Genomic DNA, 18,208 nt, shown 5'->3' with positions numbered 1-18,208 from the left:
ACCTCTACACATAAAGAAGAAATAAGAGCAAAATGGGATAAGCGGCGCTTACCGCACTCCGCACCAGACGCGGTCCGGCCTGCACAGTCAAAGGAGACGAGTCATGGCCAACCTCCACAGGGGTGACATCTCCAGCCACCCAGATGTCTCCGAAATGCGCGACCGTTACGCCCGCATGCTCGGCGGGCGCGACGTGGCGCTCGTGGACGGGCCGGTGTTCCTGCTCGGCCTGTACTGCGCGGCATCGCCGTGGATCGTTCACTACGCGGCGAGCCAGCCGGCCCTCACGACCCACAACCTGATCATGGGAATCGCGATCGGCCTGCTGGCGCTGGGATTCACCAGGGCACCCGAGCGGATGTACGGCCTCAGCTGGGCCATGTGCGCCCTGGGCATCTGGATGATCATCGCCCCCTGGATCGTGGGCAGCAGCCCCGACACGGGCGTCATCGTCAACAACGTCGTCATCGGCGCACTGGCGATCGTCCTCGGGCTCGTATGCGCCGGCACGGCGGCGAGGAGCACACCCAGGCCCTAGGAGGAGACGCGGGGAAGGAAGCACAGGGAGCACCGGACACCGTAACGAAGGGAAGGGCCGGTCCGCTCGGGCGGACCGGCCCTTCCCCGCGCCCGCCTCAGCCGCCCGGCACCGTCCACGGCTCCTGCGGCAGGGTCCGGCCGGTCGCCGGCAGCGACGTCAGGCCGGCCGGCACGGCACCCACGGTTCGGGGATGTGACCGGGTCAGCCCGTCACGGCGAAGGAGATCCAGGCGTCCGGCGGCAGCTCCGGCCGGCCCGGCACCGGCCGCAGCTCGCGCGTCCAGGCGCCCCCGGCGACGTCCTCGGCGACGCGCTCCCAGAAGCACACGGCGGCCCGGTTGTCCTCCTGGAAGGCGATCTCCCAGGGCCCGGGGTGCCGCCCGAGCACCTCGCGCACCGCGCGCAGCCCGATGCCCCGGCGCCGTGCCCCGCGCACCACGAAGAAGCTGTTCAGCACCCGCACCGGGCCGTCCAGCCCGCGCACGAAGGCGAGTCCGGCGGGGCGCTCGCCGCAGGCCAGCAGGTACGGCACCCAGCCGGGCGCGGTGAAGGCGTGTTCGAGGCGGTCGCTGCGGAAGCCACCGTCGGCGCCCGGCAGCACGCCGTGGAACTCGGACAGATCGTGCCGGAACATCAGCCACAGCCGTTCCACGGTGGGCCGGTCCTCGGCGGTCGCGAGACGGACGGAGACGTCGGTCGTGTGTATGTCGGTCATGAAACGGATCCTCCCCGGCGGACGGGGTCCGGGCCGGGGAGGATCGCACGTGCACGGGTAAATCTAGCTCACCGCGACGACGTCGTACTCCTCGCTGACCTCTTTCGCACCGAACGGCCACACCTTCTCCGTCCGCGCCCAGACCAGGAAGGCCACACAGCCGAGGGCGAGCCAGGCCAGGGACCACTCGATGGGATGGCGGCCCGGCGAGTTCTCGTCGGCGTACCCGTAGATGACGCACCAGCCGGCGAAGGCGACGACGCTCGGGAGGGGGTACAGCCACATCCGGTAGGGGCGGGGCAGTTCCGGCTGCCGTCGGCGCAGGACGGACAGGGCGACGATCTGGGCGAGCGCCTGGACGATCACCATCACCGTGGTGAGCAGCTGGATCAGGGTGGCGAGGTCGGTGTGGCGGCCGATGAGGAACCCGACGGCGGTGATCACGCCCATCGTGGCCAGTCCCAGCATCGGGAAGCGGTGCTTCGGGTGCAGCCGCTCGTACGGCCGGAAGAAGACCCGGTCGCGGGCCGCGTCGTAGGGCACCCGGGAGCCGCCCAGCAGGCCGGTGAACACCGAGGCGAAGGCGGTGACGAGGATGAGCACGGTGACCGTGTCGGCGGCCCCCTTGCCCCAGGTCTCCTCCAGCACCGCGGAGGCCACCGAGGTGGAGGCGATGTCGTGCGGGTCGGTCATCCGGTGCCAGTCGACGACGCCGAGGGTGCCGATCTGCAGCAGCAGGTAGATCGCCATGATGCCGAGGATGGAGAAGAGGATCGAGCGGGGCAGCGTACGGCCCGGGTTCTTGATCTCGGCACCCATGTAGGCGGTGGTGTTGTAGCCGAGGTAGTCGTAGATGCCGATGGTCAGGCCCCCGGCGAAGCCGAGCCAGAAGTGGTCGCTCGTCAGGTCGAAGGCGTGGGCCGGGTAGGTGAAGGCCAGGTGCGGGCTGAAGTCGGTGGCCGCCGCGACGATCACCAGGAGCACGGATGCGATCATCACCGTCCACATCACGGCGGTGATCCGGGCGATGTGCTCGATGCCGCGCCAGAGCAGCACCACGACCAGGACGATGACACCGAGCCCGATCAGATCGCCCTCCGTGCGGCCCAGCCCCGGGGCGAGATAGCCCAGGTACTGGACGAAGCCGACCACGCCCGTGGACATGATCAGCGGGATGAAGAGCATCGCCGTCCACACGAAGAGGAACGGCATGAGGCGGCCGGTGCGGTACTGGAAGGCCTGGCGCAGATAGACGTAACTGCCGCCGGAGCCGGGCATCGAGGCGCCCAGCTCGGCCCAGACCAGTCCGTCGCACAGCGCGAGGACCGCCCCCGCGACGAACCCGATGACCGCCTGCGGACCGCCGAACGCGGCGACCATCAGCGGGATGGTCACGAACGGGCCGATGCCGCACATCTGGCTCATGTTGATGGCCGTCGCCTGGAACTGGCCGACGCGACGGACGAATCCACCCGTGGGTGGCGGGCTACCGGACATGGGGACTCCTGACGCGACGCGCGCTCGACGGCACCCGGCGGGGCCGACTGGCCGATAAAGTTAAGGAGCCTTACTAGACGCGTCAAGTATGCGCGGGGAATGCACGAGAATGGTGCGATGGCCGCCGGTGACGTCATGGATCAGCACGAACAGCCCTGGAGCCGCAGGCGTCTGCGCAGCACCAACGAGCGGCTCCTGCTGGACCGGCTGCGCGCCCTCGGCGCCGCGTCACGTGCCCAACTGGCCCGGGAGACCGGCCTGTCGAAGCCGACGGTCTCCAGCGCTCTGGCCTCGCTGGAGAAGGCCGGTCTGGTCCACGAGGCGGGCACCCACGCCCCGGAGCGCGGACGCACGGCCGTGCTCTACGCCCCCGACCCGGCCGCCGGGTACGCGCTCGGCGTGGACATAGGCCGGGGCTGGCTGCGGGTGGCGGTGGCCGACCTGGACGGCTCTGTCGTCGCCCGGTCCGACGTGCGCAACCGGGCCCGGGCCTCGGCCGCCCTGGCCGGACTGGTCGTGGACACCGCCCGCCAGGTGATCGCGAACTCGGGCGTGGACCCGGCGGAGGTGGTGCACGGGGTGGTCGGCACCCCGGGGGTGTACGACGAGCAGCGGCGGCGGGTGCGGTACGCGATGCATCTGCCGGGCTGGGGGCGCGCCGGGCTCGTCGACCGGATGCGCGAGGAGCTGGGGGTGCCCCTGGAGGTGCACAACGACGCCAATCTGGCGGCTCTCGGCGAGTACACCTTCGGCGTCGGCGCGGGCAGCCGGCTGTTCGCGTACCTGCTGATCGGCACCGGTCTCGGCATGGGGGTCGTCAGCGAGGGCCGGCTGTTCACGGGGGCGCACGGGCTGGCCGGGGAGATCGGCTTCCTGCCCTGGCCGGGGCGGCAGAAGCCGGAGCGTCTGGAGGACGCGGTGTCCGGCGTGGCGGTGGTGGAGGCCGCCCGGCACTTCGGGATGAGCGGGCAGCTCACGGCGAAGGCCGTCTTCGACGCGGCCCGGCGGGGCGATCCGGCCGCGGTGCGGGCGGTCGAGCTGGAGGGCGAGCGGATCGCGCACACCGTGGCGGCTGCCACCGCCGTGCTCGACCCGGACCTCGTGGTGCTCGGCGGCGGCGTCGGCCACAGCGTCGACCTGCTGCTCGGCCCGGTCCGGGACCGGCTGCGCGCCCTCACCCCGCTGCGCCCGCGGATCGCCCCGAGCCGGCTCGGCGAGGACGCGGTGCTGCTCGGGGCGGTCGCCACGGCGCTGGACACGGCCAGGGAGCTGGTCTTCGCACGCCGAACGGCCGAAACGCCGGCGGGTCACCGCCCCTGACGGCCACGGTCGTTGACACTCTCGGTACGGCGCCCTAGCGTGCCTCCGGTTAGTAAAGTTTCCTAACTTTACAAGGCTGGAGACCGCCGTGTTCCGTCGCCCCGCCCCCCGCCGCAGGCTCGTCACGGCCGCCCTGGCGTTCGGCCTGCTGGCCCCGCTCACCGCCGGCGCCTGGGACGCGGCACCGCGGCAGCGTCCGGCCCGGATCACCCCCGTCCCCTCCGCCGCCGGCACCGCAACCCCGCTCGCCGGCTACGCCATCCAGTCATCGGCGAAGGTCGACGACTCCCCTGAGGCCGTCTCCTCTCCCGCCTATCCGGCGACGGACTGGTACCCGGCGGGTCCCCGGTCCACGGTGCTGGCCGCGCTGCTCGCCGACGGCGTGTACGCCGACCCGTTCCACTCCACGAACCTGCAGAAGATCCCGCGCGCCGACTTCCAGGTGCCCTGGTGGTACCGGTCCGACTTCACCCTCGAGGACACCGCCCGGCGCACCTCCCTCGACGTCAGCGGTGTGATCTCGGCCGCGGACGTCTACGTCAACGGGCACCAGGTGGCCCGGGCGGCGGACGTCACCGGCGCCTACACCCGGCACGAGCTGGACGTCACCTCGCTGGTCAGGGCCGGCACCAACACGGTCGCCCTCCGGATCAGGCCGAACGATCCGGACAAGGACCTCACCATGGGCTGGCTCGACTGGCTGCAGCCGCCGCCCGACCGGAACATGGGCATCGTCCGCGACGTCGTGGTCCGCAGGGGCGGCCCGGTCGCGCTGCGCGACGCGCACGTGGTCACCGATCTGGCCGTGCCGTCGCTGGCCACGGCCGACCTGACGGTGCGGGCCCGGGCCCGCAACGACTCCGGCGGCGCGGTCACGGCCGAGATCTCCGGCCGGGTCGCCGGCACGCGTTTCACCAAGGCCGTCGCGCTCGCCGCCCACGAGACGAAGACCGTCACCCTCTCCCCCGCCGACGTGCCCGGCCTGCACCTGACCTCGCCGAAGGTGTGGTGGCCGGCCGGCATGGGCGACCAGCCGATGTACGACCTCGACCTCACCGCCACCGTCGCCGGCACCACGTCGGACACCGCGCACACGGCCTTCGGGATCCGCGACGTGCGGGCACCGTTGAACTCCGACGGCGCCCGCCAGTACCGGATCAACGGCCGCCCGCTGCTGGTCAGGGGCGGCGGCTGGTCCCCGGACGAGTTCCTGCGCTGGGACCGCTCCTACGCCGAGGACCGGCTGAAGTACGCCGTCGACCTGGGCCTGAACACCATCCGCCTGGAAGGCCACCTGGAGCCCGACGAGTTCTTCGACCTGGCCGACCGTCACGGCGTCCTCACGCTGCCGGGCTGGGAGTGCTGCGACAAGTGGGAGGGCGACGTCAACCCCGACGGCTCCGGGGAGAAGTGGAGCGACGCCGACCACGCGGTCGCGAAGGCGTCCATGGCCGCCGAGGCCGCCCGGCTGCGCGACCACCCGAGCGTGCTCTCCTTCCTGATCGGCAGCGACGCCGCCCCGGACGCGACGATCGAGAAGGACTACCTGGACGCCCTGGAGGCCGCCGACTGGCCCACCCCCGTGGTCCCCGCCGCCTCCGAGAAGTCCTCACCACGGCTCGGCGCCTCGGGCATGAAGATGACCGGCCCCTACGAGTGGGTGCCGCCCGGCTACTGGTACGCCAAGCGCGAGGGCGGAGCCACCGGCTTCAACTCCGAGACCAGCGCGGGCCCGAGCATCCCCACCCTGGACACCCTGCGGCGGATGATGACGCCGGCCGAGCTCGACTCGCTCTGGAAGGACCCTCAGGCACGGCAGTACCACCGCTCGCCGTCCTCCGTCTTCGGCACGCTCAAGATCTACGACAAGGCCCTCACCGGCCGGTACGGCGCCCCCACCGGGCTCACCGACTACGTCCGCAAGGCCCAGCTGGCCCAGTACGAGAACGTCCGGGCCCAGTTCGAGGCGTACGGGCGCAATGCGACGGACACCAGCCGGCCCGCCACCGGGGTGATCCACTGGATGTTCAACAGCGGCTGGACGTCACTGCACTGGCAGCTCACGGACCGCTACCTCGATCAGAACGGCTCCTACTTCGGTGCGAAGAAGGCGAACGAGCCGCTGCACATCCAGTACTCCTACGACGACCGCTCGGTCGTCGTGGTGAACCGCCGGCACACGCCGGCGCGGGGGCTCACCGCACGGGCCACCCTGTTCGACCCGGACGGCACGCAGAGGTACGACAAGAGCATTCCCGCCGTCACGGTGGACGGCGACGGGGCGCACGCCACCCCCCTCACCCTGCCGTCCTCGGTGAGCGGGCCGGCGCGCACCCGTCTGCTGCGCCTGGTGCTGACGGACCCGGCCGGCAACGAGGTCAGCCGGAACGTCTACTGGCTGTCCACCCGGCCCGACACCCTCGACTGGAACGGCAGCACCTGGTACTACACGCCGACGACGAGCTACGCCGACCTCACGGGGCTCGCCTCGATGGCACAGGTCCCCGTGTCCGTGACGGCGGCGACCACGACGGCGGACGGCACCTCGACCACGACGGTGACCCTGCGCAACAGCGGGAGCGGTACGACCCCGGCGCTGCTGACGGACGCGCATCTCGTCGACGACCGGGGGGCGCCGGTGCTGCCGGTGCGCTGGTCGGACAACGAGGTGAGCCTGTGGCCGGGTGAGTCGGTGACGCTGACCGCCACCTACCGGACGGCCGGCCTGCGCGGATCGGCGCCCCGGGTGCGCGTGTCCGGCTGGAACACGCCGGAGCGGACGGTGCCGGCGGCGTGACGGAACGGGGGCGGGCCGGGCGGCCCGCCCCCGGCCGGTTCAGCTCACGTCGAGCGCGGTGTCGTCCACGACGAACGAGGTCTGGTACTTGGAGCCCTCGGTGCCGGTGAACTTCAGGGTGACGGTCTGCCCGGCGTAGCCGCTGAGGTCGAAGCTGCGCTGGGTGTACCCCGAGGCGGCGTTGAGGTTCGAGTACGTCGCCAGGGTGCCGAGGACCGTGCCCGAGCCGTTCAGGACCTGGACCTTGAGCGTGTCGTAGGCCGTGCCGGTCGTGGTCTCGTCCGTGTCGACGTGCAGGTAGAAGCTGAGCCTCGCCGAGCAGCCGGACGGGACGGTCACCGACTGGGAGAGGGTGTCGGTGGTGGCGGTGCCCATGCCGTCGAGCCAGGCGTAGTACGAGCCGGAGCGGGGCGACTCGCCGCTGGAGCTGGTGATGACACCGCTGGTGGCGCTCCAGGTGGAGTTGCCCGACTCGAAGCCGCTGTTGCCGAGGAGCTGGGCGGCCGTGCAGGTGCCGGTGCCGCCGCCGCCTCCGCCGCCGCCGCTGCCGGTGCCCGCGCCGGCCAGCCAGGCGGTGGCGTTGAGGGCGAGGGCCGCGTTGGTGGCGCCGGAGTCGTTCCAGCCGTCGTACAGGGTGTTGCCGGACTGGCCGGTGCCGTCGTCGATCGGCGAGCTGTCGCCCCAGAAGGCGATGCGGCCGCTGCCGAAGGTGCTGGTGAGGAAGAAGGCGCCGGTGTTGCCCGAGTAACCGCTGCGGTAGACAAGGCCCTTGACGGAGGAGTTGTCGGCGGGCTTGAGGGTGGCGGTCGTGCCGTTGGCGAACAGGCTCTTGGTCACCGTGCCGAAGGACCCGTGCAGCACGGGGTCGGTGCTGTCGCTGATCGCGGCCGGGTAGCCGGAGGCGATGTTCAGCGAGTCGATCGAGAAGCCGAACGGGTCGGTGGAGTCGACGCTGTTGTTCGTCATCAGGTCGTTGAGGATCTTGACCGCGTCGGCACCGTCGTTGTTGCGGTCGGAGCCGGTGTGGTCGGAGACCATGAACAGGCCGCCGCCGTTCTTCACGAAGTTCATGATCGCCGTCTTCTCGGCGCTCGTGAACAGCGTGTTGGGCTCCGGCAGGACCAGCGTGTCGAAGTTCGACAGGTCGGTCGAGGACGAGCCGCCGTAGCTGAGGCTGGAACCGGACGGCAGCGTCTTCAGGCTGTATTCGCCGGTCTTCTGCAGCGCCACGCCCCAGGAGGACAGGGCGCCGGTCCAGTCGGTCTCGGCGGACGGGGAGGAGTCCTGGCCGAGGGGATCGGGCTGGCTGGTGGAGATGATCCAGTCGGCGTTGCCGGCCGTCTCGGCGTGGGCGTTGTCGAACAGGATGCGGTGCGTGGTCGCCGCGTGGGCGGCGGTGCCGCCGCCGAGCTGGACGGCGGCTCCGGTGAGGAGCAGCCCGAATCCGGCCAGGGCGGTGGTGAGTCTGCGGCGGGATCTCCTGGATCCAAGCATCCGGCGAACCTCCATGAGGGGTGGGGAGAGGCGGTGCGGGCGCCAAGTCTGCGCGCGTAGAGCCTGGTTGAGAGTTCTACACGCGTCGATTGGTTGAAAGGTACATGGCATGAAGGCCGGGTGAACAGAAACTCCCGGTAATAAGCGGATCGGAGTGCCTGCGCCCACAGCGGGCAGATGCTGGGTGGGGATCCTGTCGAAAAGGGGTGGACATGGAGATCTCGGGCATCATCAGTGCCATAGTCATCGGGCTCATCATCGGTGTGCTCGGCCGGCTGGTCGTCCCCGGCCGGCAGCACATCGGCATCCTGTGGACCATCGTGGTCGGCATCGTGGCCGCCCTGCTCGGCTCGGCCATCGCCGCCGGGTTCGGGGTCGCGAACACCAAGGGGCCCGACTGGATCGAGTGGTTCATCCAGATCGCCCTGGCCGCGCTGGGCGTCGCGGCGCTGGACCGGGCCCGGCTACGCCGCTGATGCAGGGCTCAACTCCCGTACAGATAAGGGGTCGTGGTGGTCAGCGGATGGAAGCCGAGGCGCTCGAGGATCGGGCAGCTCAGGGGTGAGGCGTCGACCTGGAGGTAGCGGTGGCCGTGGGCGGCGGCGACGCGGGCGCGGTGAGTGACCAGCGCGCGGTAGACGCCCCGGCCCCGCCAGGCCTCGACGGTGCCGCCGCCCCACAGCCCGGCGAACCGGGCGCCGGGCACCAGCTCCATCCGGGCGGCCGCGACGGGTTCGTCCCCGGCGAGCGCGACCACCGCGACGACCGTGCCGGGGTCGGCGGCGAGGCGTGCGAGCATCCGGTGCCGCAGCCGGGAGCCGTCCGTGCCGAAGACCTTCGCGTGCACTCCCACCACGAGGTCGACGCCGGCCGGGTCGGTGGCCCGCACGAGACGGATGCCCGGGGGCGGTCCGGCGTCCGGGGCGATCCGCCCGGCCTCGCCGATCATCAGCGTCTCCTCGGGCCCGGCCCGGAATCCGGCGGCGGCGAGCCGGGCCCCGAGATCGGCCGGCCGGTCGTGGCCGTAGAGCTTCCACTCGAAGTCGCGCCCGAGGGAGGTGAAGCGGGCGATCTGCGCGGCGATCGCCCGGTCCGCGCGCGCCGGGTCCAGATCGGACCAGAGCACGCCGTTCCAGCCCCGGGCGTCCGCGACCTGCCGCACCACCGCGCCGGACCGCTCGATCCGGGCACCGGGGCCGTCGGGAGCCGCGTGCTCGCGCATCTCGCGGTCGTAGTGCGCGAGTACCGCCGTGTGATCCATGGACCCAGCTCAGCAGGAACGTTCCCGGCGGGCAACGGGGTTGTCGTCCGCGGGCCGTACGGCGGCCAGGTAGGCGCTGAGCCGGTCACGGTTGCGGGCCAGACAGTCGATGCGGGACTGGATGCGGTCGATGTGCCCCTGCAGCAGGGCGGCCGTCTCGGGGGTGACGCAGGCGGCGGGCGGATGCAGCTCGCCCGGCCCGGAGAGGTACGGCAGGATCGCGCGGATCATCTCGGTGGTCAGACCGGAGTCCAGCAGGCCGCGGATCTGCCGGACGTCGGCGACCGCGGACTCGGCGTAGCCGCGGTAGCCGTTGGCGCCCCGCTCGGGGTGCAGGAGGTCCTGTTCCTCGTAGTAGCGCAGCAGCCGGGCCGGGACGCCCGTGCGGCGCGAGAGTTCACCGATCCGCATGGCCGCCTCCAGGTCCGCGCTTGACCTTCACACTGATGTCAGGCTCCGACCATGGTCGCATGACCGTGACTTCCACTTCCTTCCAGGTCAGGGACGGTGCATTGCCGTGGCCCGGGCTCCTGGCCCTGTCCTGCGCCGCGTTCACCGCCGTCATGACGGAACTGCTTCCGGCCGGCCTGCTGCCCGCGATGGCGCGGCCGCTCGGGGTCGCCGAGTCCCGGATCGGATTCCTGGTCACCGCCTACGCGGCGGCCTCCTTCCTGGCCGCCTTCCCCGTCACCGCCGCCCTGCGCGGGCTGCCTCGGCGCCCGGTGCTGTACGGCGCGCTGCTGGGCTTCGCGGTCAGCGACGCGCTGGTGGCGCTGTCGTCGTCGTACCCGCTGACGTGTGCGGCCCGGCTGCTCGCCGGGGCGACGGGCGGCACGCTGTGGGCGATGCTGGTCGGCCACGCGGCCCGGATGGTGCCGGCCGAGCGCCGCGGCCGGGCCATCGCGATCGTGCTCGCCGGAATCACCCTGGCCCTGGCGCTCGGGGTGCCCGCCGGCACCGCGCTCGCCGGCGCGGTGGGCTGGCGGGCGGCGTTCGGGGCGCTGGCCGGGTTCGCCGTCCTGCTCGCGGGATGGGTACGGCTGCGGGTGCCGGACTTCCCCGGCGAACCGGCGCACGCGCGCGTGCCCCTCGCCCGGGTGGCCCGTCGGCCCGGGATCCGCCCGGTGCTGTCCGTGACCCTGTTCCTGCTGCTGGGGCACCAGGTGATGTACACGTACGCCGCCCCGTTCGCCGAGCATGCCGGGTTCGGGCGCACGGGCCTGCTGCTCGCGGTGTTCGGGGGCGCCACGGTGGCCGGGATCTGGGTCGCGGGGGTGCTGGCCGACCGGCGGCTGCGCGGCACGCTGCTCGCGGCGCTCGCCCTTCTCGCCGGTGTGCTGGCGGCGCTGGGGCCGGCCGCCGTGGTGCATCCGCTGCTGCTCGGCGCCGTCGCCCTGTGGGGGGTCGCCTTCGGCGGCGCGCCGACGCTGATCCAGACGGCGCTGGTCGACGCCTCGGGTCCGGCCGACGCCGATGTGGCGACCTCGCTGCAGACCACGGTGTACAACGCGGGGATCGCCGCCGGTTCGCTCACCGGCGGCGTGGCGCTCGACACTCTGGGCGCCGGGGCGCTGCCCTGGACGGCGCTGCCCCCGGTGCTGCTGGCGCTCACGACGGTCGCGGTGGGCCGCCGGCACGCCTTCCCCTCCGCCCGGCGCGCCGTTGCCCGCGAGGCAGGGACCTCGGCCGGGCCGGTACCGGTGGCCGTGGCCCGCGTGGCCGGAGATCATGACGCGAGGAGGTCGGTGGCCGATGGTGAAGGACGATGAGCTGCGGCACCTGCGCCGCTGTGTGGAGCTGGCGGCCGAGGCGCTCCAGGCCGGGGACGAGCCCTTCGGGTCGGTGCTGGTCGGGGCGGACGGCACGGTGCTCGCGGAGGACCGCAACCGGGTGGCCGGCGGAGACCACACCCGGCACCCGGAGTTCGAGCTGGCCCGCTGGTCGGCCGCGCACCTGACTCCCGGGGAGCGGGCGGCGGCGACCGTGTACACGTCCGGTGAGCACTGCCCCATGTGCGCGGCGGCACATGCCTGGGTGGGGCTCGGCCGCATCGTGTACATCGCCTCGTCCGCTCAGCTCACCGCCTGGCTGGACGAGCTGGGCGCCCCGCAGGCGCCGGTGCGGGCGCTGGCCGTGCGGGAGGTCGCGCCCGGCGTGGCCGTCGAGGGTCCGGTGCCTCAGCTGGTGGCGGAGGTACGGGCCCTCCACCACCGCTTCCGCACGCGACACGCCTGAGTGCCGGCCGAGTTCGAGAGCGGCGACGCGGGGCACCCGCACCCGGGCGTGCGCGCGGACCGGCCCGGTGCACATCGGCTCACCCGTTCGACTCACGCCCTGACCCCATGAGTTGGGCGCCCACGGTACGTCCACCACCGTTTCCCCGCGGACCGCGCCTGTGCGCCAACACGTGGACCGCGCCGGAGACTCACCCCAGTTCGAGCGTGGTGACGCCGAACACCCGCTCGCGGGCGTGCTCGCGGACCGGTCCGGTGTACATGCGGGCGGTCTCGAACGAGGCGCGGAATCCGGCCTCTTCGGCGAGCGCGACCCCGGCCGCGTTGGGCTCGGGCACGTCGATGGCGACCTCGCGGCCGGCGACGTCGGCGGTGAGGGCGGCGAACAGGGCCCGGGCGTCGTCGGCGGTGTCGGCGAAGAGGGGGCCGATGCGCAGGCTGTCGTGGCCGGGGCGGATCACGCCGTAGCCGGTGAGGCGTCCGCCGTCGTGCCGGACGAGGGCCCGGTGGCCGGGGCCGGTGAGCCACTCGGCGAGGAAGCGCGGACGGTCGGCCGGCGAGCAGGCTCCGTCGTAGGCGGTGATCGCGGCCAGGTCGGCGGGTCCGGCCGGACGGATGCCGGCGGGCGCCTCGGCCCCGGGGGCGGTGCCGGAGAAGCGGACCGTGCGGTAGGCGAGTTCGAAGCCGGACTCGCGGTAGTTGTCCTGCTGGGCGACGACTCCGTCCAGACCGACGGTGCGTTCCCCCGCGTGGGCCAGCGCGGTCTTCCAGGTGGTGAGGCCGTGGCCCTGGCCGCGCAGGTCCGGGCGGACCAGGTAGCAGCCGAGGAACGCGTAGCCGGCGCCGTAGTTGACGACGGAGACGGCCGACACCGGCTCCCCGTCGATCCGGCCGAGGAAGAACCCGTCGGGGTCCTGGGCGAAGAACGCGGGCCCGTCGGACAGCCCGGGGTTCCAGCCCTCCGCGGCCGCCCACCCGCTGATCACCGGCCAGTCGGCGAGGGTGGCCTGGGTGACGACGAGGTCCTGGGGGGCCGCAGCGGTCATCGGTGCGCTCCGTTTCGGTCGGGGTCGGAGTGACGTGCCGCATCCTTCCCGATCAACAGGGGCCCCCGCCATGGGGAGATCAGCCGTTGCGGACCGCACGAGACCCCACCGGGCCGGCGTCCGGTGGGGCCTTGGAGGGGGTGGGTCAGCCGGCGCGTCCGGGACGGAAGCGGCGGTAGAGCGCCACGCCGGTGAGCAGCAGCGCGGCGCTGCCGGCGACGGCCGGAGCGGTGAGGTCCGTGCCGGTGTGCGCCAGCGTGGACGTCGCCTGCGGGGCCGCCGGGGCGGGCGTCCGCGGAACGGGGCGGTGCCGCACGGGGGCCGGGGGCTTGGGGGCCGGGCTGGGGGTGGCGGACTGGTCGCCGGGGCCGTTGACCGACTGGTTGCCCGTCGCCGGGTTGCCGATCCCGACCACGTCGACGCTGTTTCCGGTGACGTTCACCGGGAGGTCGACGGGGAGCTGGATGCCGTTGCCGGAGAGCACGCCGGGCGAGTCCTTCGTACCACCGTGGGCCGAGGCTCCGCCGGAAGCGGCCGTGCCACCCGTGCCGGCTCCCCCGCCGGTGTTCGCGCAGGCGTTGCCCGCGGCCGGATTGAGCAGCCCCACGACGTTCACGGTGTTGCCGCACACGTTGACCGGGACATGCACCGGGAGCTGGACACCGTTGCCGGAGATCAGCCCCGGCGAGCCGGCCGCCGAACCCTCGGCGCCGGCGCCGTCGGCCGCGAAGGCGGCGGACACCGGCAGCGCCACGGCCATCGCGCCGGACGCGGCGGCGACGGCCAGCACACCGTTACGAGTAGCCCGTCTCATAGGTTCCCTGCCTTCCAGACTTCGTCGCGGGCAGTCGCCCGCACCTCTTGAAACGCAGAGGAACCATCCGAGTTATGGCTAATCGGTCTTTCACCCCATCGAGCGACAGTGTTATCGAACTGCCTGCAAAGCGGCTCAATGATCATCAAGGGGAGCGAAGAGTACGGCACCGGGAGCGGTCCCGCTCGCCCGGAGGCGGGCCGTCCGGGGCCCGCTTATGGTGATCGTAAGGACGCTGTCCCCGGTCCGCGGCGAGCGCCCCAGGAGGCTGTCGATGCTGGCCAACCTGTCCACACGGCCCGCGGTGCGGCGTTGCGCGGGCGCCGGAGTCCTCGCCCTGGCGCTGATCGGGGCCGGACTGCCCGCGGCCGCGGCCGACGGGTCACCGCCCGACCTGACCCGGTTCTACCGGCAGAAGCTGACCTGGGGTGCCTGCGCGGGCCCGGACATGCCGAAGGACCTGCAGTGCGGGAAGGTCACCGTCCCGCTCGACTACGCCCGGCCGCGCGAGGGCACGCTCGACCTGGCGCTGGCCCGCTACCGCGCCACCGGGAAGTCCCAGGGCTCGGTACTGCTGAACTTCGGCGGCCCGGGCGGCTCGGGCATCAGCGAACTGGCCACCGACGGCAGACAGTTCATGGACCTGACCAACGGCTACGACGTGGTCAGCTTCGACCCGCGCGGCGTCGGCCGCTCCTCCCCCGTCAGCTGCGGCGAGGGCGGTGACGACGCCCAGGCGAAGGCCCAGAGCGCCGACATCGGCCACCCCCGGGCCATGCTCGAGGAGCTGCGGCGGGCCGCCGACGAGTGCGCCCGGAACTCCGGCCCGGTGCTGCCCCACATCGGCACCGTGGACGCCTCCCGCGACCTGGACGTCATCCGCCAGGCGCTCGGCGACAAGAAGCTCAACTACCTCGGCTTCTCCTACGGGACGCGGCTCGGCGCGGTGTACGCGGCGCAGTTCCCGCACCAGGTCGGCCGGCTCGTCCTCGACGGCGTGGACACGCTGACCGAGCCGCTGTCCGAGCAGGGGGTCGCGGGCGCCGAGGGCCAGCAGACGGCGCTGGACGACTTCCTGGACTGGTGTACGACGGACGTCGCGTGTCCGTTCGGCCAGGACCGGCGTGCGGCCGGGGAGCAGATCGTGCGGCTGGTGCGCTCGCTCGACGACCATCCGGCGCCCTCCGACTTCGGCGGCTTCCTGTCCGGACAGGACCTGGTGGGCGCCATCGGGCAGGCCCTGTACAGCAGGGACCTGTGGCCGTCGCTGGAGCGCGCCCTGGCCTCGCTCGTCCAGGACGGCGACACCCGGGGTGTACTCAACTTCACCACGAGCGGCATCGGTCTCCCCGTGCGCAGCGGCGGGGACCACGACCGGCACCCCGCGAACGCCGGCCTGGTCGATCCGCAGAACGTGCCGACGGACAACCTGCCCGCCGCGCTGATGGCGATCAACTGCGCGGACGACCCCGACCGGCCGAGCGCGGCCCGGCTCACCAAGGACCTCGCGGACCTGCGGGCCGCCTACGACCAGGCCTCCCCGATCTTCGGCCGCTACCGGCTGAACCAACTGCTCATGTGCTACGGCCGCCCCAAGGGCACCGACTTCATACGGGACCGGGTGAAGAACGTCCCCTCGGCGAAGATGCTGCTCGTGGGCACCCGCGGCGACCCGGCGACGCCGTACCGGTGGACCGAGGAGACGGCGAAGCGGCTCGGGTCGTCGGCCGTGGTGCTCGACAACAAGGGCGACGGCCACACCGGGTACAGCTCCTCCGCCTGTGTGCACAGCAGGATCGACGACTTCCTCCTGTACGGCTCCCTGCCGCCGAGCGGCAGCTCCTGCCCCGCGAACGGGAAGGAGTGGAGCGCCGTCACCGGCACCGCCGGCCGATGACCGGAAGGGCGCAACCGGGTAACAGACCGCAAACCGGCACAACCTTCCGCGCATCCCCGCCGTCACACTGGGCAGGCGTGCCTCCGCCGCCGTAACCCCGTACCTGACCACGTCTGGGGACCATCATGCGCATCCGCTCCGCCATCGCCGTGTCCGCCGCTTCGGCCGCCGCCGCGTTCACACTGCTGTCGGCGGCGGCGCCGAGCCAGGCCGCCGCCGGCCCCGCAACCCGGACCGCACGCTGCACCGAGCAGGCGCTGACGGTGCGGGCGCGGGCCGTGCCGGGCCGTCCGACCGTGCTGCGGACCCGCGTCACCAACCGGAGCGGCCGCGCCTGCCTGGTCGACCGCGTGCCCACGGTGACCTTCGGGAACCTGGACGGGATCGCACTGCCGACGCCGCAGGGCGGCGCCGGTTCGTACCGGCTCGCCGCGGGCGGCACCGCCCACGCCGACATCCGCACCATCGGCGACCCGGCGGACCCGCAGGCCCGCCGGGTGCCCGGCGTCGCCGTGGCCGCGTCGGCGGCGCACTGGGGCCGCTCCTTCACCGCCGCGCAGCTGGGCACCGGCGCCAAGGTCCTGGTGTGGGAGCCGGTGACGACGTGGTGGCAGCCCTCGGCGGCGGCCGCCGACCGGGCCATCGGCCTCAGCTGAGCGCCACCTCCGGCGCGTAGACCTCCAGCCACCGCGCGAGGTCGAGGGTGCGCTCCAGGCCGCGCCGGGCCGCCTGACCGCTGATCGGCGCCTCGCGCTCGGCGGCCCGGCGCAGCCGGTCGCGGTCGACGAGATCGAAGACCTGGTGGGAGGGCTGGGCGAGCAGCTCCTTGACCTGCTTCTGCAGGGCGCGGGCGTACTGCGGGTCCTGGGTGGACGGGTAGGGGCTCTTCACGCGGTCGTACACCGAGCGCGGCAGGACGTCCGCCGTCGCCTCCCGCAGCAGGCTCTTCTCCCGGCCGTCGAAGGACTTCAGCGCCCAGGGGGCGTTGTAGACGTACTCGACGAGCCGGTGGTCGCAGAACGGCACCCGGACCTCCAGGCCGACGGCCATGCTCATCCGGTCCTTGCGGTCGAGCAGGGCGCGGACGAAACGGGTCAGGTGCATGTGGCTGATCTGCCGCATCCGGTACTCGAAGTCGCTCTCCCCGTCCAGCCGGTCGACGGCGGCGACGGCGGTGCGGTAGCCGTCGGCGACGTACCCCTCCAGGTCGAGGGACTTGCCCAGGTCGGCGCGCACCACCTCCGCGTCGTCGCCCATGTGCCGGCTCATGCTGACGAGCCACGGGAAGGTGTCGGCGCGGCGGGCCTCCTCGTCGAAGAACTGCAGGTAGCCGCCGAAGACCTCGTCGGCGGACTCACCGGACAGGGCCACCGTGGACTTCTCGCGGATGGCGCGGAAGAGCAGCAGCAGCGAGGCGTCCATGTCGCCGAAGCCCGCCGGCAGGTCGCGGGCGCGGATCACCAGCTCGCGCACGGCGGGGTCGGCGAGGGAGTCCGGGTCGAGCACGATGTCCTGGTGGTCGGTGCCCGCGAGCCGGGCCACGTCGTGCACGAAGGGCGTGTCGGGGGTGCCGCGCAGTTCGTCGGCGACGAAGTTGTCGGCCTGGCCGACGAAGTCGACGGCGAAGCTGCGCACCCGCTCGCCCCGTTCACCGAGCTGCCGGGCGGCGAGGGCGGTCATCGCGGAGGAGTCGAGGCCGCCGGAGAGCAGGGTGCAGCGCGGGACGTCGGCGACCAGCTGGCGGCGGACGATGTCGTCGAGCAGCGAGCGCACGGTCGTGATGGTGGTGTCGCGGTCGTCGGTGTGCGCGCGGGTGCGGAGCTGCCAGTAGACGCGGGTGGACAGGCCCGAGCGGTCGACGGTGACGACCGTGCCGGGCTCGACCTCGCGCATGCCGTCCCAGACGGCGTGGCCGGGCGTCTTGATCATCACGAACAGTTCGCGCAGGCCGTCCAGTGTGACGCGGCGGCGGGCCAGCGGATTGGCGAGGACGGCCTTGGGCTCGGAGCCGAACAGCACGCCGTCGGGGGTCGGGTAGTAGTAGAACGGCTTGATGCCCATGCGGTCGCGGATCATCACGAGCTTGTCGTGACGGCCGTCCCACACGGCGAACGCGTACATCCCGTTGAGCCGTTCGGCGACGGCGTCCCCCCATTCGAGGTAGCCGTGCAGGACGACCTCGGTGTCGGAGTCGGTGGTGAAGCGGTGGCCGCGGCCCTCGAGTTCGCGGCGCAGCTCGGTGAAGTTGTACGCCTCCCCGGAGTACACCATGGCGACGGTTCCCCCGGGGGTGTCCAGGGACATCGGCTGGCGCCCGCCGGGGAGATCGATGATCGCGAGCCGGCGGTGGCCCAGGGCGGCGGGGCCCTCGGTCCAGGTGCCGCGGTCGTCCGGGCCGCGGCAGGCCATCGTCTCGGTCATCGCATGCAACGTGCCGGCCTCGGTGGTCAGATCGCGGTCGAAGGAGATCCATCCGGTGATGCCGCACATGCGCTGCCTCCTGCCTCCGGCTCGCCGCCGGCCCCCGCGGCCACCTGGCGTTTCCCAAGTGAACAGCGGGCCCGGCGGGCAAACCAGTTGTATCTAGCACCTA

The 18,208-nt window shown here is 72.7% G+C and carries 16 protein-coding genes; 8 read left to right on the top strand and 8 right to left on the bottom strand.

Annotated features, from left to right (window positions below; translation table 11 throughout):
- Nucleotides 1–103 precede the first annotated feature (103 nt).
- Nucleotides 104–538, top strand: a complete 435-nt coding sequence (locus tag AB0N17_RS19185) for an SPW repeat protein (RefSeq protein ID WP_366012545.1) — start codon at nt 104–106, stop codon at nt 536–538.
- Nucleotides 539–742: 204 nt separating this feature from the next.
- Here AB0N17_RS19185 and AB0N17_RS19180 read toward each other — a convergent pair whose 3' ends face one another.
- Both AB0N17_RS19180 and AB0N17_RS19175 read right to left on the bottom strand, forming a co-directional pair.
- Nucleotides 743–1,255 carry a GNAT family N-acetyltransferase gene (locus AB0N17_RS19180; RefSeq protein WP_366012544.1) on the bottom strand — a complete coding sequence of 171 codons (513 nt, stop codon included), beginning with the start codon at nt 1,253–1,255 and terminating at the stop codon, nt 743–745.
- 63 nt (nt 1,256–1,318) lie between these two features.
- Nucleotides 1,319–2,752, bottom strand: a complete 1,434-nt coding sequence (locus AB0N17_RS19175) for an APC family permease (protein WP_366012543.1) — start codon at nt 2,750–2,752, stop codon at nt 1,319–1,321.
- 117 nt (nt 2,753–2,869) lie between these two features.
- Between AB0N17_RS19175 and AB0N17_RS19170 the strand changes: the two genes are divergently transcribed.
- Both AB0N17_RS19170 and AB0N17_RS19165 read left to right on the top strand, forming a co-directional pair.
- The gene (locus tag AB0N17_RS19170) at nt 2,870–4,072 is read left to right on the top strand and encodes an ROK family transcriptional regulator (protein ID WP_366012627.1); all 1,203 of its coding nucleotides are present in this window, start codon (nt 2,870–2,872) and stop codon (nt 4,070–4,072) included.
- Nucleotides 4,073–4,160: 88 nt separating this feature from the next.
- Nucleotides 4,161–6,869 carry an exo-beta-D-glucosaminidase gene (locus AB0N17_RS19165; protein WP_366012542.1) on the top strand — a complete coding sequence of 903 codons (2,709 nt, stop codon included), beginning with the start codon at nt 4,161–4,163 and terminating at the stop codon, nt 6,867–6,869.
- Nucleotides 6,870–6,908: 39 nt separating this feature from the next.
- On the opposite strand, the gene AB0N17_RS19160 is transcribed toward AB0N17_RS19165, so the two are convergent.
- Nucleotides 6,909–8,363 (bottom strand): hydrolase, encoded by a 1,455-nt coding sequence (locus tag AB0N17_RS19160; RefSeq protein WP_366012541.1) that lies wholly within the window; start codon nt 8,361–8,363, stop codon nt 6,909–6,911.
- 212 nt (nt 8,364–8,575) lie between these two features.
- Between AB0N17_RS19160 and AB0N17_RS19155 the strand changes: the two genes are divergently transcribed.
- The gene (locus tag AB0N17_RS19155; RefSeq protein ID WP_366012540.1) at nt 8,576–8,839 is read left to right on the top strand and encodes a GlsB/YeaQ/YmgE family stress response membrane protein; all 264 of its coding nucleotides are present in this window, start codon (nt 8,576–8,578) and stop codon (nt 8,837–8,839) included.
- A gap of 8 nt (nt 8,840–8,847) precedes the next feature.
- On the opposite strand, the gene AB0N17_RS19150 is transcribed toward AB0N17_RS19155, so the two are convergent.
- The gene (locus AB0N17_RS19150) at nt 8,848–9,624 is read right to left on the bottom strand and encodes a GNAT family N-acetyltransferase (RefSeq protein ID WP_366012539.1); all 777 of its coding nucleotides are present in this window, start codon (nt 9,622–9,624) and stop codon (nt 8,848–8,850) included.
- Nucleotides 9,625–9,633: 9 nt separating this feature from the next.
- Entirely contained in the window at nt 9,634–10,035 is a 402-nt protein-coding gene (locus tag AB0N17_RS19145) for a MerR family transcriptional regulator (RefSeq protein ID WP_366012538.1), read from the bottom strand.
- Nucleotides 10,036–10,094: 59 nt separating this feature from the next.
- On the opposite strand from AB0N17_RS19145, the gene AB0N17_RS19140 reads away from it, so the two are divergent.
- Both AB0N17_RS19140 and AB0N17_RS19135 read left to right on the top strand, forming a co-directional pair.
- Complete coding sequence (locus tag AB0N17_RS19140; RefSeq protein ID WP_366012537.1) at nt 10,095–11,393, top strand: MFS transporter; 1,299 nt, start codon at nt 10,095–10,097, stop codon at nt 11,391–11,393.
- Nucleotides 11,377–11,859, top strand: coding sequence for a nucleoside deaminase (locus AB0N17_RS19135; RefSeq protein WP_366012536.1), 483 nt, complete (start codon nt 11,377–11,379; stop codon nt 11,857–11,859). Before AB0N17_RS19140 ends, AB0N17_RS19135 begins: the two co-directional genes overlap by 17 nt.
- A 190-nt stretch (nt 11,860–12,049) precedes the next feature.
- On the opposite strand, the gene AB0N17_RS19130 is transcribed toward AB0N17_RS19135, so the two are convergent.
- Nucleotides 12,050–12,904, bottom strand: coding sequence for a GNAT family N-acetyltransferase (locus AB0N17_RS19130; protein ID WP_366012535.1), 855 nt, complete (start codon nt 12,902–12,904; stop codon nt 12,050–12,052).
- A gap of 145 nt (nt 12,905–13,049) precedes the next feature.
- On the bottom strand, nt 13,050–13,718 hold the full coding sequence (locus tag AB0N17_RS19125; RefSeq protein WP_366012534.1) for a chaplin: 669 nt from the start codon (nt 13,716–13,718) through the stop codon (nt 13,050–13,052).
- A 274-nt stretch (nt 13,719–13,992) separates the two neighbouring features.
- Between AB0N17_RS19125 and AB0N17_RS19120 the strand changes: the two genes are divergently transcribed.
- A complete protein-coding gene (locus AB0N17_RS19120) occupies nt 13,993–15,615 on the top strand; it encodes an alpha/beta hydrolase (protein ID WP_366012533.1) in 1,623 nt (540 codons plus the stop codon).
- Nucleotides 15,616–15,740: 125 nt separating this feature from the next.
- Complete coding sequence (locus AB0N17_RS19115; protein ID WP_366012532.1) at nt 15,741–16,271, top strand: DUF4232 domain-containing protein; 531 nt, start codon at nt 15,741–15,743, stop codon at nt 16,269–16,271.
- On the opposite strand, the gene asnB is transcribed toward AB0N17_RS19115, so the two are convergent.
- On the bottom strand, nt 16,264–18,105 hold the full coding sequence (gene asnB / locus AB0N17_RS19110; RefSeq protein WP_366012531.1) for an asparagine synthase (glutamine-hydrolyzing): 1,842 nt from the start codon (nt 18,103–18,105) through the stop codon (nt 16,264–16,266). The two genes, AB0N17_RS19115 and asnB, sit on opposite strands and share 8 nt — an antisense overlap.
- Between the last annotated feature and the right edge of the window lie 103 nt (nt 18,106–18,208).

The organism is Streptomyces sp. NPDC051133, assembly GCF_040682635.1.
Lineage (GTDB): Bacteria > Actinomycetota > Actinomycetes > Streptomycetales > Streptomycetaceae > Streptomyces.
Note: the sequence above shows the minus strand (reverse complement) of the source record. Positions and strands in the feature narration are given on the sequence as shown.